Annotated in this window: 16 protein-coding genes and 1 pseudogene; 9 read left to right on the top strand and 8 right to left on the bottom strand. The window is 68.1% G+C overall.

Going from position 1 to position 14,358, the window contains the following annotated elements; all coding sequences use genetic code 11:
- Nucleotides 1-212: 212 nt before the first annotated feature.
- Entirely contained in the window at nucleotides 213-845 is a 633-nt protein-coding gene (locus tag RM423_RS05210; RefSeq protein ID WP_311421941.1) for an AfsR/SARP family transcriptional regulator, read from the top strand.
- Here RM423_RS05210 and RM423_RS05205 read toward each other — a convergent pair.
- Entirely contained in the window at nucleotides 842-1,585 is a 744-nt protein-coding gene (locus tag RM423_RS05205) for a TetR/AcrR family transcriptional regulator (protein ID WP_311421940.1), read from the bottom strand. The genes RM423_RS05210 and RM423_RS05205 overlap by 4 nt on opposite strands.
- 198 nt (nucleotides 1,586-1,783) lie before the next feature.
- On the opposite strand from RM423_RS05205, the gene RM423_RS05200 reads away from it, so the two are divergent.
- Nucleotides 1,784-2,671 (top strand): zinc-binding dehydrogenase, encoded by an 888-nt coding sequence (locus RM423_RS05200; protein ID WP_311421939.1) that lies wholly within the window; start codon nucleotides 1,784-1,786, stop codon nucleotides 2,669-2,671.
- Nucleotides 2,672-2,704: 33 nt separating this feature from the next.
- Entirely contained in the window at nucleotides 2,705-4,171 is a 1,467-nt protein-coding gene (locus tag RM423_RS05195) for an MFS transporter (protein ID WP_311421938.1), read from the top strand.
- A 152-nt stretch (nucleotides 4,172-4,323) separates the two neighbouring features.
- On the opposite strand, the gene RM423_RS05190 is transcribed toward RM423_RS05195, so the two are convergent.
- Nucleotides 4,324-5,637 carry an RNA polymerase sigma factor gene (locus tag RM423_RS05190; protein WP_449555805.1) on the bottom strand — a complete coding sequence of 438 codons (1,314 nt, stop codon included), beginning with the start codon at nucleotides 5,635-5,637 and terminating at the stop codon, nucleotides 4,324-4,326.
- A gap of 157 nt (nucleotides 5,638-5,794) precedes the next feature.
- Complete coding sequence (gene ppgK, locus RM423_RS05185; RefSeq protein ID WP_311421936.1) at nucleotides 5,795-6,577, bottom strand: polyphosphate--glucose phosphotransferase; 783 nt, start codon at nucleotides 6,575-6,577, stop codon at nucleotides 5,795-5,797.
- 67 nt (nucleotides 6,578-6,644) lie between these two features.
- Between ppgK and RM423_RS05180 the strand changes: the two genes are divergently transcribed.
- The gene (locus RM423_RS05180; protein WP_311421935.1) at nucleotides 6,645-7,502 is read left to right on the top strand and encodes an inositol monophosphatase family protein; all 858 of its coding nucleotides are present in this window, start codon (nucleotides 6,645-6,647) and stop codon (nucleotides 7,500-7,502) included.
- A 116-nt stretch (nucleotides 7,503-7,618) separates the two neighbouring features.
- Here the strand turns inward: RM423_RS05180 and RM423_RS05175 are convergent, their stop codons facing one another.
- Nucleotides 7,619-8,128 (bottom strand): LytR C-terminal domain-containing protein, encoded by a 510-nt coding sequence (locus tag RM423_RS05175; RefSeq protein ID WP_311421934.1) that lies wholly within the window; start codon nucleotides 8,126-8,128, stop codon nucleotides 7,619-7,621.
- Nucleotides 8,129-8,342: 214 nt separating this feature from the next.
- On the opposite strand from RM423_RS05175, the gene RM423_RS05170 reads away from it, so the two are divergent.
- Both RM423_RS05170 and RM423_RS05165 read left to right on the top strand, forming a co-directional pair.
- On the top strand, nucleotides 8,343-8,651 hold the full coding sequence (locus RM423_RS05170; RefSeq protein ID WP_311421933.1) for a DUF4193 domain-containing protein: 309 nt from the start codon (nucleotides 8,343-8,345) through the stop codon (nucleotides 8,649-8,651).
- A 110-nt stretch (nucleotides 8,652-8,761) separates the two neighbouring features.
- Nucleotides 8,762-9,517 carry a hypothetical protein gene (locus RM423_RS05165; RefSeq protein WP_311421932.1) on the top strand — a complete coding sequence of 252 codons (756 nt, stop codon included), beginning with the start codon at nucleotides 8,762-8,764 and terminating at the stop codon, nucleotides 9,515-9,517.
- A 68-nt stretch (nucleotides 9,518-9,585) separates the two neighbouring features.
- Here the strand turns inward: RM423_RS05165 and RM423_RS25420 are convergent.
- Both RM423_RS25420 and RM423_RS05150 read right to left on the bottom strand, forming a co-directional pair.
- Nucleotides 9,586-10,337 (bottom strand): annotated as a pseudogene (locus RM423_RS25420) (SDR family oxidoreductase).
- A gap of 51 nt (nucleotides 10,338-10,388) precedes the next feature.
- Complete coding sequence (locus RM423_RS05150) at nucleotides 10,389-10,958, bottom strand: DUF3093 domain-containing protein (RefSeq protein ID WP_311421929.1); 570 nt, start codon at nucleotides 10,956-10,958, stop codon at nucleotides 10,389-10,391.
- Nucleotides 10,959-11,069: 111 nt separating this feature from the next.
- Here RM423_RS05150 and dut point away from each other — a divergent pair, with 111 nt between their 5' ends.
- Genes dut through RM423_RS05135 form a run of 3 tightly spaced genes read left to right on the top strand, consistent with a single transcriptional unit; the run spans nucleotide 11,070 to nucleotide 13,059 of the window.
- Nucleotides 11,070-11,570: a dUTP diphosphatase gene (gene dut, locus RM423_RS05145; protein ID WP_396327605.1), complete on the top strand. Its 501-nt coding sequence runs from the start codon at nucleotides 11,070-11,072 to the stop codon at nucleotides 11,568-11,570.
- Nucleotides 11,570-12,265: a DUF3710 domain-containing protein gene (locus RM423_RS05140; RefSeq protein ID WP_311421927.1), complete on the top strand. Its 696-nt coding sequence runs from the start codon at nucleotides 11,570-11,572 to the stop codon at nucleotides 12,263-12,265. The genes dut and RM423_RS05140 overlap by 1 nt, the downstream gene beginning before the upstream one ends.
- 17 nt (nucleotides 12,266-12,282) lie before the next feature.
- Nucleotides 12,283-13,059 carry a DUF3159 domain-containing protein gene (locus RM423_RS05135; RefSeq protein WP_311421926.1) on the top strand — a complete coding sequence of 259 codons (777 nt, stop codon included), beginning with the start codon at nucleotides 12,283-12,285 and terminating at the stop codon, nucleotides 13,057-13,059.
- Here RM423_RS05135 and RM423_RS05130 read toward each other — a convergent pair.
- Together RM423_RS05130 and RM423_RS05125 are read right to left on the bottom strand one after the other, a co-directional pair.
- On the bottom strand, nucleotides 13,000-13,659 hold the full coding sequence (locus RM423_RS05130; RefSeq protein ID WP_311421925.1) for a potassium channel family protein: 660 nt from the start codon (nucleotides 13,657-13,659) through the stop codon (nucleotides 13,000-13,002). The two genes, RM423_RS05135 and RM423_RS05130, sit on opposite strands and share 60 nt — an antisense overlap.
- A complete protein-coding gene (locus RM423_RS05125; RefSeq protein ID WP_311421924.1) occupies nucleotides 13,659-14,327 on the bottom strand; it encodes a potassium channel family protein in 669 nt (222 codons plus the stop codon). Before RM423_RS05125 ends, RM423_RS05130 begins: the two co-directional genes overlap by 1 nt.
- Nucleotides 14,328-14,358 lie beyond the last annotated feature (31 nt).

Raw genomic sequence — 14,358 nt, 5'->3', positions numbered from 1 at the left:
CCGATACAACTCGACAGCGTCGCGGCGAAACTCCTCGGAGTAGTTCTTCCTCGCCATGAGTGGATCATCTCGCTTCCACCCCACCGAAGCAGGGATTGAGCGTGTCCACTACTCGGGGTCAGGTCCCTTCCATCGTTGCGGTAGGTTCGATAGTCGAAGAGCTGTGGTCCGAGTGGCCGCCGCCGAGCGCACGGACCACGCTGCAGACCTACGTGCTTCAGCTGCGCCGGTTGGTGCGCGAAGGTAGCACGGATCCGACCCGATGCGATCCTAAGAAGGTCCTTGTTACCCGGCCCGGTGGGTACCAGTTGATTCTTGATCCAGGCGATGTGGACGCGGCTGAATTCGAGAAGCTGCGCCAGCGAGGAGCCGTCGCGTTCAACTTCGGGCGTTACCGTGAGTCGGCGGAGATAATGCGCAGTGCGCTTGCTCTCTGGCGCGGGCCTGCTCTGGTCGACATCGATCCGGGCCCGCTGCTGCTGGTAGAGGTCACCCGGTTGGAAGAGAACCGGATGGCGGCTCAAGTGATCCTGATGGAGTCGATGTTGCAGCTGGGCCAGCACGCCGAAGTCACCGGTGAACTGCTCGCGCTCAATTTGCAGCACCCCATGCGGGAGGACATCTGCGCGCAGGTGATGGTGGCGCTGTACCGGGCCGGCCGTAGAAGCGAAGCACTCGACGGATATCGGCGGCTGCACAAGTTGCTCGGCGAAGAGATGGGCTTGGATCCGCCTTACCGAATCCGTGCTCTGCACAATGCGATCCTGCGCGAGGATTCCTCGCTCGATCTCGACAGCAGATCTGACGTCACCCAGCTGAGCGCGCGCCCGGTGCACGGAGGCTAGGACGGGTCAGGGCGTTCGCTCGCCGGAGTGACCCACCGTGCCCGGTAACTGCGCCAGCTGGTAGCTCGCGGCAGCGGCTGGACCGCTGCGGCCTCTGGACGGAATCCCGCAAGGAGGACCGTCAGGATCCGTTCGTGCCTGATCGTCTGCAGATCGGACGCGGCGCCCTGGCTTGGCGCGGGCCCCACAACCCGCTCGCTCCGGCTGAACAGCTCGAGCAGCTGGTAGACGTCGACCGGGGTCACGTCAGACCGAAGGGCACCGGCTCGCTGGGTGCGCCTGACCAGCTGCTGCACCCTGTGATTCACCCGCTCGGCCGCTCGAGTCATCTCTATGCTCGGGGGCAGGTGACCGGCGATGGGTCCGAACGCTCCAGCCCGGTGGGACACGCAACTGCGTACGAAGGACTCGAACTTCTGCCAGTCGCTGCCGGCTGAGTCGTTGAGGGCGGTCTCGGCCTCGGTCACCATCTGCTGCAGTGACAGCAGGCACAAGTGGCGCAGCAAATTCTCTTTGCTGCCATAGCGCCGGTAGAGAGAACCCATGCCTACCCCTGCGCGCTGCGCAACCAGCGATACCGGCGCCTCCCAGCCCGCGGTGGCAAAGATCTCACGTGCCGCGTTCAGGACGCGGGTGTCGTTGACTGCTGCTTCGGCCTGGCGCCCTCGGAGGCGGTCAACGGCCGGTTGCTCATGGACTCCAATGGGGCGTGCTGTCTCCCTGCTGCTACGACGTGTCACACGGCCGAGTATAGCCAGCGATCGCGGCGGTGATTGTTACTTCTCAAACGGAGCGCTACACTCAGTTTCCGCAACCGGAGTAAAACGCTCCGTAAACGAGGGAGCCGTTCTATGCACAGGATTCGTCTGACCCAGTTCGGGCCGCCCGATGTGCTCCAGCTCGAAGAGGTTCCCGATCCGACGCCTGGCCCCGGCCAGGTGCTGATCGAGGTCGAGTTCGCCGGCGTCACCTTCGTCGAGACCCAGGTCCGAGCTGGACGGCCGCCATGGTCGGGGCCGCTTCCGCCGACGCCCTACCTGCCGGGCAACGGAGTGGAAGGCACCATCTCCGCGGTCGGCTCAGGACTGGACTCGGCCCTCGTCGGGACCCGGGTAGTGACACCGACCGGTGGATCCGGCGGGTACGCCGACCGGGTAGTTGTCAATCAGGGCATGGTCATTGCGGTTCCTGATGGAACGCCAGCCGGTAATGCGGTGGCGTTACTCGCCGATGGTCGGACCGCTTTGGCGGTGCTGAGGGCAAGCCGCCTCGCCAAGGACGAAGTCGTCCTGATCACCGCTGCCGCTGGGGGCGTCGGCGGCTTGCTTGTTCAACTGGCGCAGACGGCGGGGGCTAGCAGCGTTATCGCCCTGGTCGGCGGTCAGCGCAAGTGCGAGCACGCACGCTCGCTCGGTGCCGATGTCACGATCGACTACCGCGACGAGGGCTGGACCGAGCAGTTGAAGAAGACTGTCGAACACCAGGGCCTCAACATTGTCTTCGACGGCGTCGGTGGCGAAGTCGGGAGGTCGGTGTTCGACATCGCCCCGCCCCTGTCGCGTTTCAGCGTCTTCGGCATGGCCGGTGGTTCCTACACCGAGGCATCAGTGCGCGACATCGTATTGCGGGGAGTAACCGTCGTCGGCGGCGCACAGCTCCGGTCACCCAGCGAGAGCAACACCCTGAGCGCGGCTGCCTTGGCTGAAGCGGCTGACGGCCGGCTGAAGCCTGTTATCGGGCAGATTTTCCCGCTGGAGCGCGCAGCCGATGCGCATGCTGCTGTTGAAGGTCGTGATGTAATCGGTAAAACGTTGCTTTCCTGTTGAGCCCCCGATCACCCCTATTCATAGGAGAGTTACTTGACCTCGTACGCAACAGACGCGACGGGCGAGACACCGTCCGAAGCTCCACCTTTCGTCTGGACCTCGAAATACACCTGGGCCCTTTTCGTCCTGTGCCTCGCTCAACTGATCGAGTCGCTTGATATCACGGTAGTGAACGTTGCCTTGCCGGCGATCCAGTCAGACGTCGGCTTCAGCGAGAGCGGACTTCAGTGGGTAGTCAGCGCTTACACCGTGCTGTTCGGTGGATTCCTGCTGCTGGGCGGGCGTTCAGGAGATCTGTTCGGCAAGCGCCGGGTCTTCACGACTGGCATCACCGTGTTCGCGCTGGCCTCTCTGGTGACCGGAGTGGCCGGCAACGCTGGGCTGCTTTCTAGTGGACGTGCGCTCCAGGGCCTGTCGGCAGCGTTCGTCTCCCCGATGACGCTGGCGATGATCGCAGCCACCTTTCCCGAAGGAAAAGCGCGCAACAAGGCGTTTGGTGTCTGGGGAACTACGACCGGAATCAGCACGTCAGTCGGCGTGATCCTGGGTGGCCTTTTCACCAACGGCCCCGGCTGGCGCTGGATCTTCTTCATCAACCTTCCGATCGCCTTGCTGCTGCTGTGGGGAGCCAAGCACTACCTGCCGGCTGATGGAAAGCGGACCAGCGCCAAGGGCTTCGACGTCTTGGGCGCCATCCTGGTGACCGCGGGAGCAAGCCTTGCGGTTTATGCCTGCGTTCAAACGCAGGATCACGCGTGGGACTCCAACCGGACCTTGAGCCTGCTGATCGCTGCGCTGGCTCTGCTGGTTGCCTTCGTGGCCTACGAAGCGAAGGTGGCGAAGCAGCCGCTGGTCATCTTCTCGATTTTCCATAGCCGTGCGGTGAGCGGGGCGAACGTTGTGGCGGCCTTCGTCGGAGCCTCGCTGCTGGCGATGTTCTACTGCCTGTCGCTATACGAGCAGCAGGTTCTGGGTTACTCGGCGCTCAAGACCGGTCTGAGCTACCTGCCCCTGACCGGGATGCTTACCGCGTGTGCCTTCGTCGCGCCTGCTCTCATTCCCAAGATCGGCATCCGGGCCGTCATCCTTATCGGCTCGTCGATAGCCACGGCCGGCCTCATCATGTTCGCGCGAATCACACCGGGCGGGGGAATCTGGAGCGATGTCATCCTGCCGTCGCTGGTAGTCAGCCCTGGCCTGGCCCTCACCTTCATTCCCATGAACATGGCCGCGATCAGCGGGGTGGCTCCAGAGAACATGGGATTTGCTTCGGGCATGGCCAACGTCACCCGAACCATAGGCAGCGCGATCGGGTTGGCTGTGATCGCGACGCTGGCCGCCTCGAAGACGGTGGAGAAGGTTGCTTCGGGCCACCGTGTCGTTGACGCGACCTCGACCGGGTTCACGTTCGGATTCGCGCTGTGTGCCTGTCTCATGGCTGGAGCCGCAGTAGCGAGCGTGCTGCTGCCGGGCAAGTCGAGAGAACCCGTCTCCGGCTGAACCAAGCTGCGCCGCCGCGCAGAGTAATCGGGTCGGACCGCCGTGCGTGCTCGCGCGGCGGTCCGACGCTGCTTGGGGCCGAACTACGTCCGAGGGCAGGCAGCAGGCGCGGGCGAGCGGCCGGGCGCTGGAGAGGCTCGGCAGCGGACGGCTCAGTCCAGGTAGTCGCGCAGCACTTGGGACCGGGACGGGTGCCGCAGCTTCGACATCGTCTTGGACTCGATCTGGCGGATGCGTTCACGGGTCACCCCGTACACCTGCCCGATCTCGTCGAGGGTGCGCGGCTGGCCGTCGGTGAGGCCGAACCGCAGCTTGACGACGCCGGCCTCGCGCTCGGAAAGAGTGTGCAGCACCGACTGCAGCTGGTCCTGCAGCAGCGTGAACGACACCGCGTCGACCGCTACGACGGCTTCGCTGTCCTCGATGAAGTCACCGAGCTGGCTGTCACCCTCGTCGCCGATGGTCTGGTCGAGCGAGATGGGCTCACGAGCGTACTGCTGGATCTCCAGCACCTTGTCCGGGGTGATGTCCATTTCTTTGGCGAGCTCTTCGGGCGTCGGCTCGCGGCCGAGGTCCTGCAGGAGCTCGCGCTGGATGCGGCCCAGCTTGTTGATGACCTCGACCATGTGCACCGGGATGCGGATGGTCCGGGCCTGGTCGGCCATGGCCCGGGTGATCGCCTGGCGAATCCACCAGGTCGCGTAGGTCGAGAACTTGTAGCCCTTGGTGTAGTCGAACTTCTCGACCGCCCGGATCAGGCCGAGGTTGCCCTCCTGGATCAGGTCGAGGAAGGCCATGCCGCGGCCGGTGTAGCGCTTGGCCAGCGACACCACCAGGCGCAGGTTGGCCTCCAGCAGGTGGTTCTTGGCGCGCTCGCCGTCACGCACGATCCAGTTCAGGTCGCGTCGCTGCTGCAGCGGCAGCTTCTCGCCCGCCACCTCGAGCTGGCGCAGCCGCTCGGAGGCGTACAGGCCGGCCTCGATGCGCTTGGCCAGGTCGACCTCCTCTTCGGCGTTGAGCAGTGCCACCTTGCCGATCTGCTTCAGGTACGCCCGGACGGAGTCGGCCGAAGCCGTCATCTCGGCGTCCTTGCGAGCCTGGCGCAGGGCCTCGGACTCTTCTTCGTCCCAGGTGAACTCCGACGACTCGGCCTCGGCCGGGGGATCGCCGGCCTCTTCGGTTTCGGTGTCCGCCTCGACGTCTACCGGAACGTCCTCCAGCTCGACATCGGCGGGGATGTCGGTCGGCTCGGCGTCGACCGCGGGCTCGCCGCCGACCGCAACGGGAGTGGCCGCTGCCTTCTTGGCCGGCGGTTTCTTGGCAGGAGCCTTCTTGGCCGGCGCCTTCTTCGCTGGAGCGGCGACCGACTTCGTCACCACTCTGCTCGCCGTCGCAGCCGCACTGACCTGCGGCTGTTCGGAAGATTCGCTGGAAACCACGTATGCCCTTTCATACAGTGATCGCACACCGTGGCGGCGCGACCCAGCCGGGCCGGCCGTGCGAGATGGTGTGCGCGCGGGAAAATGTGTGGGGTCAGCCAGCCGTTGGGGTTAATCGAGCCGTGCTCTGCGACGTCGATGCCTTCATTGGTGCCGTGCCCTGCGCGCTCCATTGTAGCCAGAGCTAGTCGGCGCCGCGCTCCACCGCTGCCATTGCCGCGCCGACGATGCCCGCGTTGTTGAGCAGCTGCGCCGGCCGTACCGGCGTCTGCAGATTGAGCAGCGGAACCCACCGGTCAGCGTCCTTGCTCACCCCGCCACCGACGATGAAGAGGTCGGGGGAGAACAGCGCCTCGACGTGGGACATGTAGGTCTGCACCCGCTTGGACCACTGCTTGTAGGACATCTTCTGCTTGTCCTTGACCGAAGCGGCCGCCCTGGACTCGGCGTCATGGCCATCGAGTTCCAGGTGGCCCAACTCGGAGTTCGGCACCAACTGGCCATCGAGGAAGATGCCGCTGCCGATCCCGGTGCCGAACGTCAACAGGATCACGAGGCCGGGCACGCCCTTGGCCGCACCGAATCGGACTTCGGCGATGCCGGCCGCGTCAGCGTCGTTGAGCACGGTCACCTCCAGGCCGGTCGCCTTGGAGAAGACCGCGTCGACGTCGGTGTCGATCCAGGACTCGTCGACGTTCGCCGCCGACCGAGCGACGCCTCGCTTGATGACGGCAGGAAAGGTCGCTCCCACCGGCCCGGACCACTTCGCCCTGGTGACGAGCTCGACGACGACCTCGGCCACGTTGTCCGGAGTCGAGGGACGGGGCGTCGCTATCCGGACCCGCTGCGTCCGCAGCTCACCGGTCACCGCGTCGACTACGGCGCCCTTGATGCCGCTGCCGCCGATGTCGACACCGAAGGCCGCCTCGCCGGGTGCGACTGGCTGATCTGACGCTGGCGCGGTCATCTGTCCTCCGCTGACTAGGTTGATTGTCGTGAACCCTATCGGCCCGCCTGTGCAGAAGAGAGTGCAGATGACAGACCGCGTGTCCGAGCTGCCGCACGGCGGTTCCGCCAGCCCGGTCGAACTGCGCGACCTGGCCGTGGAACTGGCTGCCAAGGCCGGCGATCTGATGCTGGGCCGCCGTGCCGCGGGCTTCTCGGTCAGCACCAAATCTTCCGCCACGGATGTGGTGACCGACGCCGACCGGGCGGTCGAGCAGATGCTCCGTGACGAGCTGGCGCGGCTGCGTCCGGCCGACTCGGTGCTCGGCGAGGAGGGCGGTGAGCAGGCCGCTGAACAGTACGGTGAGCAGGCGCGCGTCGACGCGCCCGTGCGCTGGGTGCTGGACCCCATCGACGGCACCGTCAACTTCATGCTGGGGCTGCCCCAGTTCTCGGTGTCGATCGCCGCTCAGGTCGCTGGACGAACCGTGGCGGGTTGCGTCCTGAATCCATCCTCGGGCGACCTGTTCTCCGCCGCGCTGGGCGAGGGCGCGTACCTGCGGGGCCGGCGGCTGTCCGGGCCGCGGGCGGTACCGCTGGACCAGGCCGTGGTCGCGACCGGGTTCGGCTACGACGCTGCCCGGCGCGCCCGCCAGGGCAAGGCCGCCGGGGAGCTGCTCGGGCACGTCGGCAACCTGCGCAGGCTCGGCTCGGCGGCGCTGGACCTGTGTTATCTCGCGGCCGGCTGGGTGGACCTGTACTACGAGGGCCCCCTGGGCGAATGGGACTTCGCGGCGGGCTTGCTGATAGCCCAGGAAGCCGGCGTACGGACGTCCGGACTCCGTGGCCGTCCGCCCGGCACGCACCTCATCGCGGCGGCGCACCCCGACGTGGCGGAGGAGTTCTTCACGCTGCTGACCGACCTCGGCGTTGCCGACATCGAGTAAAGCCGACATCGAGTAGGGGCGGCATCAGTTAGGGCCAGCACCGGTCTGGCTTCGGTCAGCACCGATCAGTTGCCGTTGGCTTCGGGAGTTCGGCTGAGCCGGCTCGACCGGCGGGCTCAGCAGGGCTTGCGGGACTTCGCCACAGCCTTGGTGACCGTCGTCTGTGGCGCCAGCACGCTGTACCCCGAGCCGAGGATCAGGTCGACGTTGGTGTCGCTGCGCTTGATGGTCACCAGCTTCGCGCCAGGGACGTAGTAGCTGAGCAGCGTGGCCCCCGGCCTGCCGGCGATGCCGGACCGGATCTCGGCCGTGCCGGTCAATGGTGGGGCGTCGCCTGGCTGACCGACCTTGAAGCCGCGGCTCTTGAGCTCGCCGGTGACCTTGGTGGCCAGCTGGTAGCGGTCCGCGCCGTTGCGCACATTCACTGTGACCGCGCCGGGAGAGGGCAACGTGAGCGCCTTGGCTGCCGGCGCGCAGCTCGCCGAGTGCGAGGGGGTGGGACCCGCGGTCTGCGGCGCCGCGTCCGGGCGGTGCAGCACCCGCCACCAGACGATTACGGTGAGAATGGACAGGACCAGCAGAAAGGCGATCGCGGGCAGCGGCCGGCGTGAGGTAGACGCTGACATACCGGGCCGTTCGCCTCCTGAGCCGTCTTATGGGTTGAGCCGTCAGCCTAGCTGGACACGCCCCGGGAATGAGTAGCCATGCCCGGTCGTTGGACGGCACGCGGAACGCGATACGGTTCCGCGGCCAGCGGGCGGCGACTGACAAACTCGCCACCCGTGGTCCAGGTAACGGGATCGCCGGGACTTGTGCACTTGAGCTAGGAGTTGACACGCAGTGGCCACCGATTATGACGCCCCCCGACGGGGCGATGTAGATGAACTGAACGAAGATTCGCTCGAGGAGCTGAAGGCCCGCCGGGCCGAGGCGCAGTCGGGTTCGATCGACGTCGATGAAACCGAGCTCGCCGAGTCGCTGGAGTTGCCGGGCGCTGACCTGTCCAGCGTCTCGGGTGAAGAGCTGACCGTCCGGGTGCTTCCTAAGCAGGATGACGAGTTCACCTGTTCCAGTTGCTTCCTGGTGCACCACCGCAGCCGGCTCGCCCGTGAGAAGAACGGTCAACCGATCTGCCGCGACTGCGCGTAACTGGTTGCTCAGCACTGCCCGGCCGGGCTCACAGCCTGGCCGGGCAGTCCGTTTCGGGGTGGCCGGCCAAGTGTCTTCGGCCGTCCTCCCGCCGACGCGAGGAGTGCGTCATGCCGCACGAGGACATAGCAGAGCTGGTCGCCCGGGCGAGCGCGCCACCGCCCGACGGCTCCCAGGACCGCAGAGCACGCGAGAAAGCACTCGCGGCACTCATCCCGGCACTCACCGCCAGCGCTCGCGGCTCGGGCATCCGGGCGGTCGCGGCGGGCCGCTGGCTGGTCGACCTCATCATCGAGATCGCCCCGCGGGTGCCGGTCCGAGACGCCGCGATGATGCGCGAGCAGAATCCGGGACTGTCCGACGTCGAGATCGCGGAGCGGATCATCCGCAGTGCCACCAAGGCCACCGCCGCGCTCGGAGCTGCCTCGGGCGGCCTGTCGGCGATGGAGTTCCTCAGTCCGCCGCTGCTGCTGGCCGCGCCGGTGCAGCTGGCCGCCGAGATGCTGACGGTCACGGCGGTCGAGCTGAAGCTCGTCGCCGAGCTGCACGAGATCCTGGGCCACCCCGCTCCGGGCACCGTCACCGAGCGCGGCGGCGCCTACCTGATGTCCTGGGTGCGCAGGCGAGCCGTGTCGCCCCAGGTGGGCGGCGCGGGACTCGGCTCGGTCTTCGGCGCCGCGGCCAAGCGCGAGCTGCGCAGCCAGGTGCTGCGTCGGATCGGACGCAGCACCACCAGCCTCGCGCCCTTCCTGGCCGGAGCCGTGGCCGGGGCCGAAGTGAACCGCCGCGCGACCAAGTCACTGGGTGAGGCGCTGCTGGCGGAGCTGCGCGGCATGAACGAGGAGCGCTGGTTCCGCCAGCTCTGATCGTTCGGGCTGGGCTCGCGTTGAAAGACCTCGGCGGCCGCTGCTCGGGACGGCGGCTCACCCGCCGGTCAGAGACCGCCGATCAGGCCCCCGTCGAGGACGAGAGTCTGAGCCGTGGTCCAGGCCGCGTCGCTGGAGGCGAGATAGGCCACGGCGGCAGCCACGTCCGTCGGCTCGCCGAGGCGCTTGAGCAGGTAGTGCGCCGCAACGCCCTCTTCATCATGGGCGTACAGGGCTTCGGCGAACTTCGTCTTCACCACCGCCGGGGCCACCGCGTTGACCCGGATACCGGGGGAGAGCTCCACCGCGAGCTGCTTCGTCATGTTCACCAGCGCGGCTTTCGTCATGCCGTAGAAGGCGATTCCGGGCGAGGCGCCCAGTCCCGCGACCGAGGCGATGTTCACGATGGCGCCGCCGTGCTCGGCCAGCCAGGCTCGGTGCGCCAGCCGCACCCACGCCAGCGCGGCGAGCACGTTGACGTCGAACATCTTGCGGGCGGCGCTCTCTTCGACATCCAGCAGCGGCCGAACGTCGGGTTGATACCGGTGTTGTTGACCAGGACGTCTAGCCGGCCGAACGTCGCCAGCGTGGCCTCGACAGCAGCCGCGCGATGCTCGGCGTCCGCGCCCGAGCCGGCGGCGAAGATGGCCTTGTCCGGCCCACCGAGCTCGGCCACGACAGCTTGGAGCGGCTCGGCCTTGCGGGCGGTGACGCACACCCGTGCGCCCTCGGAGACCAGCCGCTGGGCGACCGCGAATCCGATGCCCCGGCTCGCCCCGGTGACGAGTGCCACCTGACCTTCGAATCGTCCTGGCGACACTGCGGACCCCTTCGGCTGATGGCTGACTGTGCGCTGGAACTGGCTCTGTCGTCAGTCAGCCGGTGGGCCGGTGGCGAGAGCTGCCAGTAGGCGATCAGGATGCCGGGTGGACAGCACCCAGTACGGCTCCCTGTCGGCAGGATCACTGGTCGGCGCCTCTCGCAGGACCAGTTGCACGCCCGGTCCGATCCAGGACCGGATGAAGTCGAACGCGAGCGGGTCGCTGTGCCGGCCCACCAGCATCCGCAGCTGTGCGGGGTTCAGGGCGATGCCCCGCTCGATCTCGGTCAGCGGCAGGCTGCGGTCGCCGATCCTCAGCGTTCCCTCGGACACCGCGACCGTGGCCGAGGACAACCGCCACACCAGCGCCACGCTGCCCGGAACGAGCACGGCGAAGGGCAGGTACGTGATCCAGCCGGAGGACGCGAGCAGGAATTCCGAGGCCATTAGCAGCCCGACGAGAACCGCCGCGGGGTACCACCACAGTGGGGTCCGCAGCCGCTCGACGTATTGGACGTCGTCCACCGGGCCGCCTATCTGGTCGCCGTCAGCGGCCTCGGAAGCCGGCCGATTCGGCGCGTCGGCGTCGAGCGGGGGCTGGTCGGTCCGGGGCTCGGTCACCCGATCAGCGTAACCTTTGGCTCTGTGACGATCGGACCGCTGAAGACTCCCGCGCCCGAGGCCTCGACGCCAGCCGGGCAAGCCGGTTCCGCCGCTGCGGGCAGTTGCACGGTGGTGGTCCGGACCCGTCGGTTGGACCCGGACGTGCCGCTTCCCAGCTACGCCGCCGACGGTGACGCGGGCGCTGACCTGGTGACCACGGTGGATGTGGAGCTGGCACCGGGACAGCGGGCGCTGCTGCCCACCGGCATCGCTGTCGAGTTGCCCACCGGCTTCGCCGGCTTCGTGCATCCCCGCTCCGGCCTGGCCCTGCGCGCCGGACTGGGCCTGGTCAACGCCCCCGGCACCATTGACTCGGGCTATCGCGGCGAGATCAAGGTCCTGGTCATCAATCACGACCCGGCCGAGGTGATTCAGTTACGAAGAGGCGACCGAATCGCGCAGTTGGTCATCCAGCGTGTTGAATATGCCCGGTTCGACGTGGCCGACACCTTGACCGAGTCCCATCGCGGCGCGGCGGGTTACGGCTCGACCGGCGGCGCGCACGCGCTGCGGCCGGGCCGGGCGGTGCACCCGCGCGGTGTCGAGAACCTAAGAGGAGACGATCAGTAATGGCGCTGCGCCGCAAGGAGAAGCGCACCGAGCGCTCGAAGCTCGATGCCACCCCACCGTGGGAGACGAGGCGGCCGCACCAGTCCGCCGCCACCACCGGTCCGTACGACGTCGTCGACGCACCGTCCGACGACATCGATCGACTCGACCTGGGCGCGCTCCAGATTCCGGCCGACGCCGGCCTGGAGATCCGCGTCGAGGTCGGCGAGGACGGCCAGGTTGCCGGCATCACCCTGGTCAACCCGACCGGCCAGATGCAGCTCGGCGTCTTCGCGGCGCCCCGCAACGACGGCATCTGGGACGAGGTGCGCGCCGAGATCAAGGCGTCCATCTCGTCCCAGGGGGGCACGGTGTCCGAGCAGGAGGGGGAGTTCGGCGGCGAGCTCGTCGGCAAGCTCCCCGCGCCGGGCGGGTTCACGCCGGTACGGTTCGTGGGAGTCGACGGCCCCCGCTGGTTCCTGCGCGGCATGTTGGCCGGCGGCCCTGCCGACGACTCCGACGCCGAGGCGGCCACGCCGTTCCTGGAGACGTTCCGCCAGCTGGTGGTCGTCCGCGGCAACGATCCACTGCCGGTACGCGAGCCGGTTCCGCTGCGGCTGCCACCGCAGGCGGCCGACCAGCTCGCGCAGGCCGCGGCGGAGCAGGAACTGGCCGAGCAGCAGGGGGCCGGGTCCGATCCGGCCCCGGACGCGTAGCGCATGACCACCAGCGCATGACCACGCCGCCCACTGGCGAGCTGCGCGACCGCACCCGGCAGCAGCTCCTGGGCGCGATGGGCGGCTGGTCCGGAACAGTGGTCGCGGCCATTCCGCCGGTGGTGTTCGTGATCGCCAATGCGATCAGCGGGCTGCGGCAGGCCATCATCGTCGCGCTGATCTCGGGCGTGGTGGTGGCGGGGTACCGGCTGGTCCGCCGGCAGCCACTCCAGCAGGCGCTGACCGGGCTGTTCACCGTAGCCGTGGCGGCCGCCATCGCCGCCCGGACCGGGCAGGCACGCGGGTTCTTTCTGGTCGGCATCGTCGGCGCGGTGGCCTACGCGGTGGTGTTCGCGGCGTCCCTGCTGGTGCGACGCCCGCTCGTAGGCCTGATCTGGGAGTTCCTCGACCCGTCGCCGCTGCCCGAGGGCCGCCGCTGGCACAAGGTCCCGGTGCTGCGCCGGGCGTATGACATCGCGACCTGCGCCGCCCTGGCGATGTTCGCCGCCCGGGCGGTCGTCCAGCTGAGCCTGTTCAAGGACAACCGGACGGGGCTGCTCGCCGTCGCCAAGATCGCGATGGGCTTTCCGCTCTACATCCTGGTGGTGGCGGGATGTTTCTGGATCGTCCGGCGCGCGCGTCGCACTCTCGAACCGATGGAACCGGTGACGCCGCCGGACACGCCGGTCGTCAGCCCCACGCCGGGCGTCAGCCCCATGCCGGGCGACGAACGCTCAGGCGGCGCAGACCGCACGCCGGATGGCGGGCTCCGCCTCGGGCAGGGCGACGAATAGCAGCTCGTCACCGGGCTCCAGCGGCTCGTCCGGGGTCGGCACGATCACCCTGGAGCCGCGGATGATGGCCACCATCGCCGCGTCGGAGGGCAGGTCCAGGTCGCGGAGCGGCACGCCGGCACAAGGGGCGCCGACCGGCAGGGTGACCTCGATGAGGTTGGCCTGACCCTGGCGCAGGGTGAACAGCCGCACCACGTCGCCGACGGACACCGCCTCTTCGACCAGCGCCGCCAGCACCCGGGGCGTCGAGACGGCGACGTCCACACCCCAGGACTCGTTGAACAGCCACTCGTTGGCGGGGTGGTTGATCCGGGCCACCACCCGGCGCACCGAGAACTCGGTCTTGGCCAGCAGCGACACCACCAGGTTGACCTTGTCGTCCCCGGTGGCGCCGATGACGACCTCGCAGTCCTCCAGCTGCGCGTCCTCCAGGCTGGACAGCTCGCACGCGTCGGCCTGCAGCCACTCGGCCTCCGGAATGCGCTCAGGGCGCACCTTGGAGACCTCCTTGTCGATGAGCAGCACCTGGTGGCCGTTGGTCAGCAGCTCTCGGGCGATCGAGCGTCCGACGGCCCCCGCTCCCGCGATCGCGATCCGCATCAGTGCAGCCCTCCTGTCGGGCCGGCCGCCGCGGCGGCGCGGACGGTGTCGGTGAGTTCGTCGGTGACGGTCACGTGCAGCTCGTCGCCCGCCTGCACCACCGTCTGTGCGGTGGGCAGCTCGCCCTTGCCGAATCGGCTGATCAACGCCACCCGGCTGCCGGTGGCCCCTTCGAACGACGTGAGCTTCTCACCGACCCACGCCTCGGCGAGGTTCACGTGCAGCATGACGATCTGGCCGGTCGGATCCCGCCACTCCTCGTCGATGGTGCCGCCCATGATGTTCTTCAGGAGCCGGTTGGCGGTCCAGGGCACCGTGGCGATGGTGGGGATGCCGAGCCGCTCGTACACCTCGGCGCGCAGCGGGTCATAGATCCTCGCGACGACGTGGCCGACGCCGAACGTCTCGCGGGCCACCCGGGCGGCAATGATGTTGGAGTTGTCGCCGCTAGACACCGCGGCGAACGCGTCGGCGCCCTCGATCCCGGCGGCCATGAGCGTGTCGCGGTCGAAGCCGACTCCGGCGATCGTCTTGCCCTGGAACCCGTCGCCGAGGCGGCGGAAGGCAATCGGGTTCTGGTCGATGACGGCCACGCTGTGGTTGAGGCGCTGCAGATGGTGCGCGAGAGTTGAGCCCACCCGACCGCAGCCCATGACGACTATGTGCACGACACGCGACGGTACACACTTCCGCGGCTGG

This window comes from Jatrophihabitans lederbergiae (assembly GCF_031845305.1).
Taxonomy (GTDB): domain Bacteria; phylum Actinomycetota; class Actinomycetes; order Mycobacteriales; family Jatrophihabitantaceae; genus Jatrophihabitans_A; species Jatrophihabitans_A lederbergiae.
Note: the sequence above shows the minus strand (reverse complement) of the source record. Positions and strands in the feature narration are given on the sequence as shown.

Excerpts from the sequence above, each read along its gene's own strand:
- RM423_RS05140 (WP_311421927.1), top strand. The coding sequence starts at position 11,570 with ATGGCGCTGCGCCGCAAGGAGAAGCGCACCGAGCGCTCGAAGCTCGAT.
- RM423_RS05135 (WP_311421926.1), top strand. The coding sequence starts at position 12,283 with ATGACCACGCCGCCCACTGGCGAGCTGCGCGACCGCACCCGGCAGCAG.
- RM423_RS05175 (WP_311421934.1), bottom strand. The coding sequence starts at position 8,128 with ATGTCAGCGTCTACCTCACGCCGGCCGCTGCCCGCGATCGCCTTTCTG.
- RM423_RS05130 (WP_311421925.1), bottom strand. The coding sequence starts at position 13,659 with ATGCGGATCGCGATCGCGGGAGCGGGGGCCGTCGGACGCTCGATCGCC.
- RM423_RS05165 (WP_311421932.1), top strand. The coding sequence starts at position 8,762 with ATGCCGCACGAGGACATAGCAGAGCTGGTCGCCCGGGCGAGCGCGCCA.
- ppgK (WP_311421936.1), bottom strand. The coding sequence starts at position 6,577 with ATGACCGCGCCAGCGTCAGATCAGCCAGTCGCACCCGGCGAGGCGGCC.
- RM423_RS05180 (WP_311421935.1), top strand. The coding sequence starts at position 6,645 with ATGACAGACCGCGTGTCCGAGCTGCCGCACGGCGGTTCCGCCAGCCCG.